This is a genomic window from Streptomyces cyaneofuscatus, from assembly GCF_042718795.1.
Taxonomy (GTDB): domain Bacteria; phylum Actinomycetota; class Actinomycetes; order Streptomycetales; family Streptomycetaceae; genus Streptomyces; species Streptomyces cyaneofuscatus_A.
Genome location: NZ_JBHXOX010000020.1, coordinates 1 through 15495 on the forward strand (window position 1 = coordinate 1; position 15495 = coordinate 15495).

Genomic DNA, 15495 nt, shown 5'->3' on the forward strand with positions numbered 1-15495 from the left:
ATGCTCGTGGGGGTCTTTTTTTCCAGGGGGTTCACCCCCGGTTGGCCCCGGGCCCCCTGTCACACCGGGGGGGCGGGGGGGGGCCCCCCCCCCCCCCGCGCCCCCCCCCCCCCCCGCTCGCCAACCGGAGGAGCGCCACCGGTCCGCGAGCGCGGGATCTGCGCAGATCCCTCCGCCGAACATGTGGATCACCGCCCCGAGGCGGGTAGGGTCCGTGGCATACGTTGCTTCAACTGCAATCCGGCCATCGGCAAGTTGGGGGATGATCCTTAACTCTCTTGCGCAGGGCCATCGCATACCTGGAGGGAAACGCGTGGAAGCCAACACTCGTAGCACCGGGCGTCTACCAGCTGCCTTCCTGACGCCGGGATCGTCCTCGTTCATGGACTTCCTGTCCGACCGGTCGCCCGAGATGCTCCCGGGCAACCGGAGCCTGCCGCCGCTCCAGGGGGCCATCGAGGCGCCGCACGGGACGACCATCGTCTCGGCGTCCTTCCCCGGCGGTGTGGTCCTGGCCGGTGACCGGCGCGCCACCATGGGCAACATGATCGCTACGCGCGACATGCAGAAAGTCTTCCCGGCCGACGAGTACTCGGCGGTGGGCATCGCCGGCACCGCCGGACTGGCCGTGGAGATGGTCAAGCTCTTCCAGCTCGAGCTGGAGCACTTCGAGAAGGTCGAGGGCGCTCAGCTCTCCCTGGAGGGCAAGGCCAACCGGCTCTCCACCATGATTCGCTCCAACCTGGCCATGGCCATGCAGGGCCTCGCCGTGGTGCCGCTCTTCGCGGGGTACGACGTCGATCGTGAGAAGGGCCGGATCTTCTCCTACGACGTCACCGGCGGGCGCACCGAGGAGAACGGCTACGCCGCCACCGGCTCCGGCTCGATCTTCGCCCGCAACTCGATGAAGAAGCTCTACCGCGAGGACCTGACGGAGGAACAGGCCCTCACCCTGGTCGTGCAGGCGCTGTACGACGCCGCGGACGACGACTCGGCGACCGGCGGCCCCGACGTGGCCCGCCGGATCTACCCGATCGTCACCGTCATCACCGACGAAGGCTTCCGGAGGCTGGACGACCAGGAGTCCGCCGGTATCGCGCGCTCCATTCTGGAACGCCGCCTGGAGCAGCCCGACGGCCCGCGCGCCGAGCTGCTCTGATCCGGACTCCGAGCCCTCCGAGATGCACTCGTCACTGACAGAAAGGGACGGATAGCCGGTGTCGACGCCGTTTTATGTCTCACCCCAGCAGGCCATGGCCGACCGGGCGGAATACGCCCGCAAGGGCATCGCCCGTGGTCGCAGCCTCGTTGTGCTGCAATATGCCGACGGCATTGTGTTCGTCGGTGAGAACCCGTCCCGCGCGCTGCACAAGTTCAGCGAGATCTATGACCGGATCGGCTTCGCTGCCGCCGGCAAGTACAACGAGTACGAGAACCTCCGCATCGGCGGCGTGCGCTACGCCGACCTGCGCGGATACACCTACGACCGCGACGATGTGACGGCCCGTGGGCTGGCCAACGTCTACGCCCAGACGCTCGGCACCATCTTCTCCAGCGCGGCCGAGAAGCCGTACGAGGTGGAGCTGGTCGTCGCCGAGGTGGGCTCCGCGCCCGAGGGTGACCAGATCTACCGGCTGCCGCACGACGGTTCCATCGTGGACGAGCACGGCTCGGTCGCGGTCGGCGGCAACGCCGAGCAGATCAGCAGCTTCCTGGACCAGCGCCACCGCGACGGCATGACGCTCGCCGAGGCGCTCAAGCTGGCCGTCCAGGCGCTCTCCCGGGAGCCCGGAGGCGGCGAGCGGGAGATTCCCGCCGAGCGCCTCGAAGTCGCGGTGCTGGACCGCACGCGGCCCCAGCAGCGCAAGTTCAAGCGGATCGTCGGGCGCCAGTTGACCCGGCTGCTCGACGCGGAAGCGGCGGCCGCCACCCCGACGGACGCCCCCTCCGACGTGGAGGAGCCCGACTCCCCGGAGACCGCCACCCCGGAGAACCGTACCCCCGGCACCGACACCGGGAACGCGCCCGACTCCACCGAGGAGTAGGCGGAGCACACCTCACGGATGCCCCCGGGTCCCGGCCCGGGGGCATCCGTCATGCCGGGGCGGCGGCGGGCGGCGGCGCCGTGGAGCCCCGTACGACCAGGCTCACCGGCAGGCTGCCCGTCTCGGCCTCCCGGCCCTCCAGCGCCGCCAGCAGCGCCGCCATGCCGCGCTCCCCGACCTGCTCGGCGGGCAGCCGTACGGTGGTCAGCTCCGGTTCCACGGCGGTGGCGAGCGCCAGGTCGTCGAAGCCGGTGACGGAGAGGTCGTCCGGTACGCGCAGCCCGAGCCGGCGGGCCGCCTTGCAGGCCCCGGCCGCCAGGATGTCGTCGTCGCAGACGACCGCGGTGGGCCGCTCCCCGGCGACGGCCAGCGCCTGCTCGGCCGCCTCGCGCCCGGCCCGTACGTCGAGCGGGGACCGTACCGTACGGACCGTGGCGCCCGGCACCGCGCCCACCGTGTCCCGCAGCGCCTGCGCCCGGACCGCGAACGTCCAGGTGTCCACGGCGGACGCCAGATGCACGAACCGGCGGTGGCCGAGGCCCAGCAGATGCTCCGTCACCTGGCGCATGCCGTCGGCGATGTCCAGGTTCACGTGGGCGGCCGCGTCCGTCCCGGCCGGGTCGCTGTCCAGCATCACCAGGGGCAGGTCGGCCCCGTGCAGGGCGCTCAGGGCGTCGGAGGCCATGGAGGAGGCGATCACGCCGTCCAGCGCGGCGCGGGCCGAGGCGAACGGGGCCCGGGCCGGTCCTGTGCCGTCCGGTGAGGGGTAGAGCACCACGCCGAAGTCGTGCTCGGCGGCGACGGCGGCGGCCCCGGTGTAGACCCGGGCGAAGAACTCGTTGGTGAGGGCCGGAACCACCAGCAGCGCGGTCCTGGTGCGGCCGAGCCGGAGATTGCGGGCGGCGAGATTGGGCCGGTAGCCCAGCTCGGCCGCATGGTCCCGGACCCGCTGGGCCGTGGCCTCGGACACCCGGCCCGGCCACTTCTCGCCGAGCACCAGCGAGACCGTCGCCTGCGAGACGCCCGCCGCACGGGCCACGTCGCGGCTGGTGGGCCGGGGCGGGGCGGGCTGGTGGGGGTCGGTCACTCGGGCCTCCGGGCGGGTGGTTCCGTGACGCCGCGAGGTGGACCCGCGGACTGCGGACATGGTACGTATGAACCTCGACGTTATACGTAAAACCTCGGGTGGCGGCAGTCGTCCGGCGGAAAGGGGCGGGAATGGCCGCGGGATATCTGGACATCCTCCGGGCGCGGCATGCCGCCCGGCTGCTGACGGGCACGCTGGTGGGGCGGCTGCCGAACGGCACCGCGCACATCGCGATCGTGCTGTTCACCCGGGCCGAGGGCGGCAGCTACACGCTGGCCGGCGCCCTGGCCGCCGCGTACGGGCTCGCCACCGCCGTCGGGCAGCCGCTGCTCGGCCGGGCCGTCGACCTGTACGGGCAGCCGCGCGTCCAGCTCCCCGCCGCCGTGCTCTCCGCGCTCGGCATGGCCCTGCTGGCCGTTGCCGGCCTCGGCTCGCTCCCGCTGGCCTACGCGGCCGTCATCGTCGCCGGAGTCGCCACACCGCCCCTGGAGGGCGGTCTGCGGGCCCTGTGGCCCAGTGTGCTGAAGCGCCAGGACCAGGTGCACCGGGCGTACGCGATGGACGCCGTGGCGCAGGAGATCATGTTCACCGTCGGGCCGCTCCTGGTGACGCTCCTCGTCTCGCTCTGGTCCCCGGCGGCCGCCCTGCTCGTCATCAACGCCATCGGCGTCCTCGGCGCGCTGTCGGTCGTTCTCTCGGAGCCCTCGCGCACCTGGCGCTCCGCACCCCGCGAGGCGCACTGGCTCGGGGCCCTGCGCTCGCCCGGACTCCTCGCCCTGCTCGGCGCGTTCTTCTTCGTCGGGCTCGCACTCGGCTCCATCACGGTGGCCGGTGTGGCCTACGCCGACGACCACGGCCGCGAGTCGGTGTACGGCTGGCTGATGGCCGCGCTCGGCCTCGGCGCCCTCATCGGCGGCCTGGGCTACGGGGCCCGGCAGTGGGCCGGCGCTCCCGAGCGGCGGCTGCGCGTCATCGTCGGCCTCCTGGCGCTGGGCTACCTGCCGTTGACGCTCACCCCCTCGGTCCCCGTCATGACCGCGCTGGCCGCCCTCGCCGGAGTCTTCCTCGCCCCGGCCATCGCCTGCTCGTTCATCGTGGTGGACCGGCACGCCCCGCGCGGCACGGTGACCGAGGCGTTCTCCTGGCTGGTGACCACCTTCGGCGTCGGCGCGGCAGCCGGAACGGCCGTCGCGGGACCGGCCGTGGAGCTCGGCTCGACCGCCTGGAGCTTCGGCGTGGCGGGGCTCGGCGGAGTCTTCGCGCTGGTGGTCCTGCTGGCCACCGGCAAGGTCCTCGCAGCTCCCGTACACGACCCCGCCGTCGTGACCGGATCGGAAAATGATCGAAACGGTGCTGTCGAACCCGGTTTCAGCACCGGCCGTAAGGCGTAATGTTCAGTCATGGACCGCCGCATTTTCGGGCTGGAGAACGAGTACGGCGTCACGTGCACGTTCAGGGGACAGCGCCGACTGTCACCTGACGAAGTGGCGCGCTACCTCTTCCGCCGTGTTGTGTCATGGGGCCGCAGCAGCAATGTCTTCCTGCGGAACGGCGCCCGCCTCTACCTCGACGTGGGATCGCATCCGGAATATGCAACCCCCGAATGCGACAACGTGACCGAACTGGTCACGCACGACAAGGCGGGCGAGCGCATTCTCGAAGGCCTGCTCGTCGACGCCGAACGCCGCCTGCACGAGGAGGGAATCGCGGGCGACGTCTATCTCTTCAAGAACAACACCGACTCGGCGGGAAACTCCTACGGGTGCCACGAGAACTACCTCGTGGCCCGGCACGGGGAATTCTCCCGGCTCGCGGACATCCTCATCCCCTTCCTCGTCACCCGGCAGCTCATCTGCGGCGCGGGCAAGGTGCTCCAGACGCCGCGCGGAGCCGTGTACTGCGTCAGCCAGCGTGCCGAGCACATCTGGGAGGGCGTCAGCTCCGCGACCACCCGCTCCCGGCCGATCATCAACACCCGCGACGAACCCCACGCCGACGCCGAGCGGTACCGCCGCCTCCACGTCATCGTCGGTGACTCGAACATGTCCGAGACGACCATGCTGCTCAAGGTCGGCGCCACCGACCTGGTGCTCCGCATGATCGAGGCGGGCACGGTGATGCGCGACCTGACCCTGGAGAACCCGATCCGGGCCATCCGCGAGGTCAGTCACGACCTCACCGGCCGGCGCAAGGTGCGCCTGGCCAGCGGCCGCGAGGCCTCCGCCATCGAGGTCCAGCGGGAGTACTACGAGAAGGCCGTGGACTTCGTCGAGCGCCGGGGCATCCGCACCGGCACCGTCGACCAGGTCCTGGAGCTGTGGGGCCGCACCCTCGACGCCATCGAGGCCGAGGACCTCGACCGGATCGACACCGAGATCGACTGGGTCATGAAGTACAAGCTCATCGAGCGGTACCGGGCCAAGCACAACATGACCATGTCGAACCCGCGGGTCGCCCAGATAGACCTCGCCTACCACGACATCCACCGTCGCCGCGGTCTGTTCTACCTCCTGGAGAGGAAAGGCCAGACCGCCCGCATCTGCAACGACCTGAAGATCTTCGAGGGCAAGTCCGTGCCCCCGCAGACCACCCGGGCGAGGCTGCGCGGCGACTTCATCCGCCGGGCCCAGGAGCAGCGGCGGGACTTCACCGTCGACTGGGTCCACCTCAAGCTCAACGACCAGGCGCAGCGCACGGTGCTCTGCAAGGACCCGTTCCGGTCCGTGGACGAGCGCGTGGAGAAGCTGATCGCGGGCATGTGAGCGGGCGGCCGGGGGCACCCCTCGGCAGGCCGTGGCGTGACAGGGCCCCGTACGTTCCTCGTACGGGGCCCTTCCCACGGCCTAGAGTGGTTCGGACTCAACCACAGTGACCCCTGAGATCTGAGGAACCAGTGCGCCGAATTGCCGGCCTTCTCGTCGCCCCCCTCCTGCTGCTGTCGGCAGTGGCCTGCGGCAGCGACGACAAGGCCTCCGACTCCGCCTCGTCCAAGAACGGCGTGCCCGCGATCACCGCGGGCGCGAAGTTCGGCGAGAAGCCCACCCTCTCCAAGGGCAAGGGAGACCCGCCCAAGGAGCTGAAGACCGAGGTCGTCAGCGAGGGTGACGGTGCGAAGCTCAAGAACGGCGACGCGATCCAGGTCAACTACCTCGGTCAGTCGTGGGACTCCGACAAGCCGTTCGACAACAGCTTCGACCGCAAGCAGCCCTTCGACCTGACGCTGGGTGCGGGCATGGTCATCCAGGGCTGGGACAAGGGTCTCGTCGGCCAGAAGGTCGGCAGCCGCGTCCAGCTGGTCATCCCGCCGGAGCTCGGCTACGGCGAGCAGGGCCAGGGCGACATCAAGCCGAACTCCACCCTCGTCTTCGTCGTCGACATCCTGAAGGCCACCCAGATCCCGGCCACCGCCAAGGGGACCGAGGTCGCCCAGGACAACACCGACCTGCCCAAGGTCGGCGTGAAGACCGACGGCAAGGCCCCGACCGTCACCATCCCCAAGGGCGACCCGCCGACGAAGCTGGTCTCCAACTACGTCCTGGAGTCCGACGGCGAGGTCGTCAAGGAGTCCGACAGCGTCGTGGTGAACTACGTCGGCATGATCTGGAAGGGCGCCAAGGAGTTCGACAACACCTACTCCACCGGCAAGACCCAGACCTTCCCGCTGTCGCAGGTCACCCTCAAGGGACTGAAGACCGGTCTGATCGACAAGAAGGTCGGCAGCCGGGTCCTCCTCGTCATCCCGCCGGACCAGGCCTTCGGCGACCAGCAGCAGCAGGCGATCCCGAAGAACTCCACGCTGGTCTTCGCCGTGGACATCCTCGCCAAGGTGTAAGACTGTCCCGGTTGCCCAGTTCATCATTTAGAGGAGCAGTTCAGTGAGCATCGAGAAGCCCGAGATCGACTTCCCGGGTGGCGAGCCGCCGGCCGACCTGGAGATCAAGGACATCTGGGAGGGCGACGGCCCCGTCGCCAAGGCCGGCGACCAGGTCAAGGTCCACTACGTGGGCGTGGCCTTCTCCACCGGCGAGGAGTTCGACGCCTCCTGGAACCGCGGCACGCCGCTGGCCTTCAACCTCGGTGCCGGCCAGGTCATCGCCGGCTGGGACAAGGGCGTCCAGGGCATGAAGGTCGGCGGCCGCCGCCAGCTGACCATCCCCGCGCACCTCGCGTACGGCGACCGCGGCGCGGGCAGCGCGATCGCCCCGGGCGAGACGCTGATCTTCGTCTGCGACCTGGTCTCGGTCTGATCCGTTCCGGAAGCGCATGAGTGAGGGCCCCCACCGCACCGGTGGGGGCCCTCACCGCTGTCCGGTCCACGGGCCCGCTTTGGTCCCGACACCCCGGGGCGGTACGGTCGACGGTCGTAGAGCACAAGAGAAAGGGCGTCGATGGCGATTGCCAAGGCCGAGCGGTTGATGAACCTCGCGCTGTGCCTGCTGGGGACCCGGCGCCCGCTCAGCAAGCGCGAGCTGCGCGGCTCCATCGAGGCCTACCTCGAAGCGGGCTCCGACGACTCCTTCAACCGGATGTTCGAGCGCGACAAGGACGATCTGCGCGAGCTCGGCCTCGTCATCGAGACCGTCGAGAACCTCGACGGCGACACCGGCTACCTCGCCCGCCGTGACAGCAACCGGCTGCCCCCCATCACCCTGGACGCCGAGGAGGCCGCCGCCCTCGGCCTCGCCGCCAAGGTCTGGCAGCAGGCCCGCCTCGCCGGGGCCGCCAGCGGCGCCCTGCAGAAGCTGCGCGCGGCCGGCATGCCCGAGGCGGAGGACGCGTACGAGGTGCACAGCGCCCTCGAACCCCGTATCCCCGTCCACGAGGCGGCCTTCGAGCCCCTGATGCTCGCCTGCCGCGACCGCCGCCCGGTCACCTTCGACTACCGCAAGGCCAACTCCGCCGCCCCCGTGCAGCGTCAGGTCGAACCCTGGACCCTGGAGTGCTGGCGCGGCCACTGGTACCTCGCCGGCTGGGACCGGGGCCGCGGCGCCGAACGCGTCTTCCGGCTCTCCCGCATCACCGGCAAGGTCCGCTCCCGCAACGGGGCCTTCACCGCCGAGGTGCCCGACGTCGTCACCGTCCGCGAGACCGTCGAGAGCTGGGCCGGCGAGACCGCCACCCGCACCGCCCGGATCAGGCTCCGCGCCGGATCCGGCTACCCGCTGCGGTCGCGGGCCATATCCGTCCATGAGCGCGGCGACGGCTGGGACGAGCTGGAGATCCCGTACGGACACGGGCTCGACGCCTGGCTCGTCGAGTTCGGGCCGGACGTCGTCGTGGAGGAACCCGCCGATCTGCGGGCCGATGTGGTGGACCGGCTGCGCGCCGTGGCCAAGGACTAGGGGAACCCAGCGATGGCTACGAACGCGATCGACCAGACCCGCCGGATGCTCTCCCTGGTGACGTACCTCCGTGAGCGCCCCGGCGCCCACGTCCAGGACGTGGCACGGGCCTTCGGGATCACCGAGGACGAGCTGATCTCGGACCTCGACGTGCTGCCCATGTGCGGGACCAGCTTCCGTGGCGGCGACCTCCTCGACATCGACACCGACGGCGACCGGATCTGGTGGCACAACCCGGACGACGTCGCCGAGCCGCTCCGGCTCGCCGCCGACGAGGCGACCGCCCTCCTCGTCGCCGCCCGCGCCGTCGCGACCCTGCCCGGACTGCGCGAGAGCGACCGCGAGGCCCTGCTCCGGGCCACCGCCAAGCTGGAGACGGCGGCAGGCGAGTCCGGCGCGGCCAGCTCCCGGCTCTCGGTGACCTTCGAGGCGGAGGGCGGCGTCTTCGCCGACGTCGACCGGGCCATCTCCGAGCGCCGCCGCCTCTGGCTGCGCTACTACTCGCCCGCCCGCGACGAGCTCACCGAGCGCGAGGTCGACCCGATCCGGCTCTTCGCCGTCGGCCACACCTACATGGAGGGCTGGTGCCGGCTCTCCGAGGCCCGCCGGACCTTCCGCCTGGACCGGGTCGCCGAGATCCGCCTCCTCGACGCCCCCGCCGCGCCGCCGGAGCTGGAGCTGCGCGACCTCTCCGAAGGGCTGGTCCAGCCGGCCGCCGAGGACCCCGAGGTCGTCATCGAGGTCGGCACCGGCGGCCGCTGGGTCGCCGAGTACTACCCGCACGACTCCGCCGACGAGCTGCCCGACGGCGGACTGCGGATCACCCTGCGCACCCCCGACCCGGCCTCGCTGCGCCGCCTCGCCCTGCGCCTCGGCGGCGAGGGCCGCATCGTCGCCCCGCCCGAGCTCGCCGAGAGCGCCCGGACGGCGGCCCGTGAGGCGCTCGCCGCCTACGACACGGTCTGAGCGGGGCCCGGAGCGGAGACGAGATGAACCCGACGTACCTCATGCCGGCCGCCGCCACCGGGCCGGCCGCCGTCCGCACCGGCCCGGTTCCCGTCCCCGTCCCCGCCGCCGTACGGTTCCGGGCCGCCTGTCCCGACTGCCGCGGGCGCTTCGAGCTCGCGGCGGGCGCACTGCGGCTGGCGATAGGCGCCACCAGCCGCACCACCTTCTACACCTTCACCTGCCCGGAGTGCGCCGCCCCGGTCCGCAAGCCCGCCGGGGAGCGCATCATCGAACTGCTCACCGGCGGCGGCGTGCGGACCCTGCGCCTGCACGCCACTCCGTAGCCCCCACGTCCGTAGGAAGAGGCACCGCCGCATGTTCTGGCCCATGCTCGCCATCGCCCTGGGATTCCTGGGGGTCGCCGTCCTCGGCGTCCTGGCCATCAAGGTCTTCGTCGAGGTGCAGCGCCTCGGTCGTCAGGTCACCACCACCACCGAGCGGATCAACCAGGCGTCGGAAGACCTCGAACGGGCGGCGACGCGCCTCGCGGCCACCGGCGACAGCCTGCGATAAGAGGCCTGCGGCCTGATGTCCGACGGCGCCGAAGGGTACGCTGCAAGGGTCGGCCCATGCAGGGAGGTGCGGGCCGCAAGCCGCAGTACGCGCGGGCATTGCCTCGCGTTTACCCCTGCGGGTTACGATCGCTGCCAAGCGCAACGATCGGATGTATGTCCGGTCCAACGGGTAGCGAGCCCACCCTCCAGCCGCCTCAGTGAGAAGGAAGTCGCACATGATCGGCAACCTGAAGCCCCTTGAGATCATTCTGATCATCGCTGTCATCCTGCTGCTCTTCGGTGCCAAGAAGCTTCCCGACATGGCGCGTTCGCTCGGCAAGTCGGCCCGCATCCTCAAGAGCGAGGCCAAGGCGATGAAGAAGGACGACGCGGCGGCCGCCACGCCGACGACGGAGACCGTCGCGGACCCGACCCCGCCGCCGTCCACCACCGCCCGCACCATCCAGGCCGCCCCGGGTGACGTCACCAGCTCCCGCCCGGTCAACGAGCCCAAGCCCACCACCCAGGCCTGAGCGCTGACGCGCTTCGCCGACAGCCGCCGCACGAGACGAGGGAAGTGGGTTGCTCAAGTCTGCCCGCAAGCAGGAGAAGGACGAAGAGGGGCGGATGCCTCTCCTCGATCACCTGCGTGAGCTGCGTAACCGGCTGCTGAAGGCCGTGCTGGCGATCGTCGTCGTGATGATCGTGGCGGCGTTCTACCAGAAGGAGATCTACGAGTTCCTTCTGGCTCCCATCCAGGAATCCGTCGGCTGCAAGAACGGCGTCGTCACCACGGTCGACGGCAAGTCCTGCGCGCTGCTGAAGACCGACACCCTCATCGGCCCGTTCACCAACGCGCTCAAGGTCGCGCTGATGTCCGGTGTGCTGCTGGCCACCCCGGTCTGGCTGTACCAGCTGTGGGCCTTCGTCGCCCCGGGCCTGCACAAGGGCGAGAAGCGCTACGCGTACGCCTTCGCCATCGTCGGCGCACCGCTCTTCCTGTCCGGTGGCTACCTCGCGTACGCGATCCTGCCGCAGACCGCCGAGATCATGCTCGGGTTCAGCCCCGACGATGTGCAGAACCAGATCGGGCTCGACAGTTATCTGGATCTGCTCGTCCGCATGGTGATCGTCTTCGGTCTCGCCTTCGAGCTGCCCCTGCTGCTCATCGCGCTGAACATGACGGGCCTCATCACCGGCAAGCGGATGCTCGGCTGGTGGCGCGGCATGATCGTCGGCCTCACCGCCTTCGCGGCCATCGCCACCCCCGGCGGCGAGCCCATCTCGATGCTCCTGCTGGCCGGGCCGCTGGCGGTGCTCTACTTCATCGCCGTCGGCTTCTCCCTGCTGAACGACAAGCGGCGCAAGCGCAAGAACCCCGACGCCGAGCTGAGCGACGACGAGGCGTCCGAGCTGGACCTGACCCCGGAGCCGGTCGGCGGGATCGAGCCCGTGGCCGCTCCGCGCAGAGCGCTGCCGGAGCAGGCGTCCGGCGAGGCGGACGGCTCCCGTTCGCACCGGCTCAACGGTTACGACGACATCACCTGACCTTGTAAGGTCCGGCGGGTGACCAGCGAGATCACCCTCTTCGTCAATCCCACCGCAGGACGCGGCCGGGGCGCGCGCGCCGCGCAGCCGGCCGCTTCCGCGTTGCGGGACGCCGGCTTCTCCGTCCGTACGGTCCTCGGCGAGGACGCCGACGACGCCCTGCGCCGGGCCCGCGAGGCCGTCGCGGCGGGGACCGGGGCGCTGATAGCCGTGGGCGGGGACGGGCTGATGTCCCTCGCCCTCCAGGCCGTCGCGGGGACGAGCACGCCGCTCGGGGTCGTCGCCGTCGGGACCGGGAACGACTTCGCTCGTGCGCTGGGCCTGCCGATCCGCGACCCGGCCGCCGCCGGTGCGCTGGCCGCGCGGGCGCTCAAGGAGGGCGGTCACCGGGGCATCGACCTCGGGCGGGCCGGGGAGCGGTGGTTCGGGACGGTGCTCGCCTCCGGGTTCGACTCCCGGGTCAACGACCGGGGCAACCGGATGCGCTTCGTCGGCGGCCGCTTCAAGTACGACCTCGCCATCCTCGCCGAACTGGCCGCCTTCAAGCCCATCCCGTACCGCATCCGGCTCGACGGCGGCGAGGCCCGCGAGATCCAGGCGACCCTCATCGCGGTGGGCAACGGGACGACGTACGGCGGCGGCATGCGGATCTGCGCCGAGGCGGAGATGGACGACGGCCTCTTCGACGTGACGGTGGTGGGGGAGTGCTCCCGCGCCACCCTCCTCAAGGTGTTCCCGAAGGTCTACCAGGGCACCCATCTGAGCCACCCCGCCGTCACCGTGCACCGGGTCTCCTCGATCGAGCTGGCGGCGGCCGGTGTCACGGCGTACGCGGACGGTGAACCGCTGGGCGCGCTGCCGCTCATGGCGACCTGCGTACCGGGTGCCGTACAGGTGCTGGCGGGGCGAGGGGCCGAGGGGCTTTAAAGATCGGGCTGACTGTCAGAGGTGACGGGTAGGCTCGTAACCAAGATGACAGAGGACCTCTCACCAGCTGAGCGATACCAGGCATCCCGCGCCCGTGCGGCCGAGATGGCGACGGCCCTCGGGCCCTTCCGGGAGATGTACGAGTTCGGACTGGACCCGTTCCAGATCGAGGCCTGCCAGGCCCTTGAGGCGGGCAAGGGGGTGCTGGTCGCGGCCCCGACGGGGTCGGGGAAGACGATCGTCGGCGAGTTCGCCGTGCACCTGGCCCTGGAGCAGGGCCGCAAATGCTTCTACACCACGCCGATCAAGGCGCTCTCCAACCAGAAGTTCGCCGATCTGGTCAAGCGGTACGGCGCGGACAAGGTCGGCCTGCTGACCGGCGACAACAGCGTCAACTCCGAGGCGCCGGTCGTCGTGATGACCACCGAGGTCCTGCGGAACATGCTGTACGCGGGCTCGCAGTCGCTCTCCGGCCTCGGTTACGTCGTCATGGACGAGGTGCACTACCTCTCCGACCGCTTCCGGGGCGCGGTGTGGGAGGAAGTGATCATCCACCTCCCGGAGTCGGTGACGCTGGTGTCGCTGTCGGCGACCGTGTCCAACGCCGAGGAGTTCGGCGACTGGCTGGACACCGTGCGCGGCTCCACCGAGGTGATCGTCTCCGAGCACCGGCCCGTGCCGCTCTGGCAGCACGTCATGGCCGGACGCAAGATGTACGACCTCTTCGAGGAGGCCACCGACCACGGGGACCGTGGCGCCGGACGCCGCGAGGTCAACCCGGACCTGGTCCGGCTCGCCCGGCAGGAGAACCAGAACACCTACAACCCGCGTGACCGCCGCCGGGGCAAGATGGTCCGCGAGGCCGACCGCGAGCGCGAGCGGCGCCAGCGCGGCCGGATCTGGACGCCCGGCCGGCCCGAGGTCATCGAGCGGCTGGACAACGAGGGCCTGCTGCCCGCCATCACCTTCATCTTCAGCCGGGCCGGCTGCGAGGCCGCCGTCCAGCAGTGCCTGTACGCCGGGCTCCGGCTCAACGACGAGGACAAGCGCCGGCTGGTGCGTGAGATCGTCGAGGAGCGGACCGCCTCCATCCCGGGCGAGGACCTGCATGTCCTCGGGTACTACGAGTGGCTGGAAGGACTTGAGCGGGGCATCGCCGCGCACCACGCGGGCATGCTGCCGACGTTCAAGGAGGTCGTCGAGGAGCTGTTCGTACGGGGCCTGGTGAAGGCGGTCTTCGCCACCGAGACCCTGGCGCTCGGCATCAACATGCCCGCGCGCTCGGTGGTGCTGGAGAAGCTCGTCAAGTGGAACGGTGAGCAGCACGCCGACATCACCCCCGGCGAGTACACCCAGCTCACCGGCCGGGCCGGCCGCCGCGGTATCGACGTCGAGGGCCACGCGGTGGTCCTGTGGCAGCGCGGCATGGACCCGACGGCGCTGGCCGGGCTCGCGGGGACGCGTACGTATCCGCTGCGCTCCAGCTTCCGCCCCTCGTACAACATGGCGGTCAACCTGGTGCAGCAGTTCGGGCGGCACAAGTCGCGGGAGCTGCTGGAGACCTCGTTCGCCCAGTTCCAGGCCGACAAGTCGGTGGTCGGGATCTCGCGGCAGGTGCAGCGCAACGAGGAGGGCCTGGAGGGCTACAAGGAGGGCATGACCTGCCACCTCGGTGACTTCGAGGAGTACGCGCGGCTGCGCCGCGACCTCAAGGACCGGGAGACGGAGCTGGCCAAGCAGGGCGCGGCGCAGCGGCGGGCGTCCGCGGCGTCCTCGCTGGAGAAGCTGAAGCCGGGCGATGTCATCCATGTGCCGACGGGGAAGTTCGCGGGGCTCGCGCTGGTCCTGGATCCCGGTCTGCCCGCCGGGCGGGCCAACGGGCACCGTGGGTTCGACCACCACGACGGGCCGCGTCCGCTGGTGCTGACCGCCGAGCGGCAGGTCAAGCGGCTGGCCTCGATGGACTTCCCGGTGCCGGTGGAGGCGCTGGACCGGATGCGGGTCCCGAAGTCGTTCAACCCGCGCTCGCCGCAGTCCCGGCGCGATCTGGCCTCCGCGCTGCGGACCAAGGCCGGGCACATCGTGCCGGACCGGCACCGCAAGGGGCGGGCGCCGGCCGCCGACGACCGCGAGATCCTCCGGTTGCGGACGGAGCTGCGGGCGCACCCGTGCCACGGGTGCGACGAGCGGGAGGACCACGCCCGCTGGGCCGAGCGCTACCACCGGCTGCAGCGGGACACGCGGCAGTTGGAGCACCGCATCGAGGGGCGGACGAACACGATCGCCCGGACCTTCGACCGGATCGTCGCGCTCCTGACCGAGATGGACTATCTCCGGGGCAACGAGGTCACGGAGAACGGGCGGCGGCTGGCCCGGCTGTACGGGGAGCTGGACCTGCTCGCCAGCGAGTGTCTGCGGGATGGCGTGTGGGAGGGGTTGAACCCTGCCGAGCTCGCTGCCTGTGTCTCGGCGTTGGTCTACGAGGCGCGGCAGGCCGATGACGCGGTCGCGCCCAAGCTGCCGTCCGGGCCCGCCAAGGTCGCCATGGGCGAGATGGTGCGGATCTGGGGGCGGCTGGACGCGCTGGAGGAGGACTTCAAGATCAACCAGACGGAGGGGGTCGGGCAGCGTGAGCCCGACCTCGGCTTCGCCTGGGCGGTCTACATGTGGGCCTCCGGGCGCACGCTGGACGAGGTGCTGCGCGAAGCGGAGATGCCGGCGGGGGACTTCGTACGGTGGTGCAAGCAGGTGATCGACGTGCTGGGGCAGGTGGCTGCGGCGGCTCCTCGGGAGGGGAGTGCGGGGGCGAGTTCGGTTTCCCGGAACGCGCGGAAGGCGGTTGATGCGGTGTTGCGGGGGGTTGTCGCGTACAGCTCTGTCGGCTGACACGGGTGGGTGTGGGCGTGCGCTGGTGTGGGGCGGGGCGGTGGGGGTTTGGGCGCCTGCGGCGGACCTGCTCCCCTACCCGCCCCTTCCCGAAACCGGGGCTCCGCCCCGGACCCCGCTCCTCAAACGCCGGAGGGGCTGGGGAGACGGCGCCGGAG

The 15495-nt window shown here is 70.9% G+C and carries 15 protein-coding genes and 1 pseudogene; 15 read left to right on the forward strand and 1 reads right to left on the reverse strand.

Features of this window, described 5'->3' with window-relative positions; translation table 11 throughout:
* Positions 1-156: 156 nt before the first annotated feature.
* The 3 genes and pseudogenes from ACFWRT_RS22635 to prcA form a co-directional block, all read left to right on the forward strand.
* Positions 157-362, forward strand: a pseudogene (locus ACFWRT_RS22635) (endonuclease domain-containing protein); the annotation flags it as partial.
* The gene (prcB, locus tag ACFWRT_RS22640; RefSeq protein ID WP_380953631.1) at positions 314-1159 is read left to right on the forward strand and encodes a proteasome subunit beta; all 846 of its coding nucleotides are present in this window, start codon (positions 314-316) and stop codon (positions 1157-1159) included. The pseudogene ACFWRT_RS22635 and the gene prcB, both read left to right, overlap by 49 nt.
* Before the next feature lie 58 nt (positions 1160-1217).
* Positions 1218-2045 (forward strand): proteasome subunit alpha, encoded by an 828-nt coding sequence (prcA, locus tag ACFWRT_RS22645; RefSeq protein ID WP_380953632.1) that lies wholly within the window; start codon positions 1218-1220, stop codon positions 2043-2045.
* Positions 2046-2094: 49 nt separating this feature from the next.
* On the opposite strand, the gene ACFWRT_RS22650 is transcribed toward prcA, so the two are convergent.
* Positions 2095-3132: a LacI family DNA-binding transcriptional regulator gene (locus ACFWRT_RS22650; RefSeq protein WP_380953633.1), complete on the reverse strand. Its 1038-nt coding sequence runs from the start codon at positions 3130-3132 to the stop codon at positions 2095-2097.
* Positions 3133-3263: 131 nt separating this feature from the next.
* On the opposite strand from ACFWRT_RS22650, the gene ACFWRT_RS22655 reads away from it, so the two are divergent.
* From ACFWRT_RS22655 to ACFWRT_RS22710, 12 genes are all read left to right on the forward strand, one after another.
* The gene (locus ACFWRT_RS22655) at positions 3264-4523 is read left to right on the forward strand and encodes an MFS transporter (protein WP_380953634.1); all 1260 of its coding nucleotides are present in this window, start codon (positions 3264-3266) and stop codon (positions 4521-4523) included.
* A 9-nt stretch (positions 4524-4532) separates the two neighbouring features.
* Positions 4533-5894 (forward strand): Pup--protein ligase, encoded by a 1362-nt coding sequence (gene pafA, locus ACFWRT_RS22660; RefSeq protein ID WP_026242080.1) that lies wholly within the window; start codon positions 4533-4535, stop codon positions 5892-5894.
* A 131-nt stretch (positions 5895-6025) separates the two neighbouring features.
* Positions 6026-6964 carry an FKBP-type peptidyl-prolyl cis-trans isomerase gene (locus tag ACFWRT_RS22665; protein WP_380953635.1) on the forward strand — a complete coding sequence of 313 codons (939 nt, stop codon included), beginning with the start codon at positions 6026-6028 and terminating at the stop codon, positions 6962-6964.
* Between the two features lie 43 nt (positions 6965-7007).
* Positions 7008-7379, forward strand: coding sequence for an FKBP-type peptidyl-prolyl cis-trans isomerase (locus tag ACFWRT_RS22670; RefSeq protein WP_317822492.1), 372 nt, complete (start codon positions 7008-7010; stop codon positions 7377-7379).
* 141 nt (positions 7380-7520) lie between these two features.
* Positions 7521-8474: a helix-turn-helix transcriptional regulator gene (locus ACFWRT_RS22675; protein WP_018515346.1), complete on the forward strand. Its 954-nt coding sequence runs from the start codon at positions 7521-7523 to the stop codon at positions 8472-8474.
* Positions 8475-8486: 12 nt separating this feature from the next.
* Positions 8487-9440, forward strand: coding sequence for a helix-turn-helix transcriptional regulator (locus tag ACFWRT_RS22680; protein WP_380953636.1), 954 nt, complete (start codon positions 8487-8489; stop codon positions 9438-9440).
* Positions 9441-9463: 23 nt separating this feature from the next.
* Positions 9464-9766, forward strand: coding sequence for a hypothetical protein (locus tag ACFWRT_RS22685; protein WP_380953637.1), 303 nt, complete (start codon positions 9464-9466; stop codon positions 9764-9766).
* A 31-nt stretch (positions 9767-9797) separates the two neighbouring features.
* Positions 9798-9995 carry a hypothetical protein gene (locus ACFWRT_RS22690; RefSeq protein ID WP_018515343.1) on the forward strand — a complete coding sequence of 66 codons (198 nt, stop codon included), beginning with the start codon at positions 9798-9800 and terminating at the stop codon, positions 9993-9995.
* Between the two features lie 217 nt (positions 9996-10212).
* Positions 10213-10509, forward strand: coding sequence for a Sec-independent protein translocase subunit TatA (tatA, locus tag ACFWRT_RS22695; protein WP_380953638.1), 297 nt, complete (start codon positions 10213-10215; stop codon positions 10507-10509).
* 49 nt (positions 10510-10558) lie between these two features.
* On the forward strand, positions 10559-11524 hold the full coding sequence (gene tatC / locus ACFWRT_RS22700; protein WP_380953639.1) for a twin-arginine translocase subunit TatC: 966 nt from the start codon (positions 10559-10561) through the stop codon (positions 11522-11524).
* An 18-nt stretch (positions 11525-11542) separates the two neighbouring features.
* On the forward strand, positions 11543-12451 hold the full coding sequence (locus ACFWRT_RS22705; protein ID WP_380953640.1) for a diacylglycerol kinase: 909 nt from the start codon (positions 11543-11545) through the stop codon (positions 12449-12451).
* Positions 12452-12496: 45 nt separating this feature from the next.
* The gene (locus ACFWRT_RS22710) at positions 12497-15337 is read left to right on the forward strand and encodes a DEAD/DEAH box helicase (protein ID WP_380953641.1); all 2841 of its coding nucleotides are present in this window, start codon (positions 12497-12499) and stop codon (positions 15335-15337) included.
* The last annotated feature ends 158 nt before the right edge of the window (positions 15338-15495 follow it).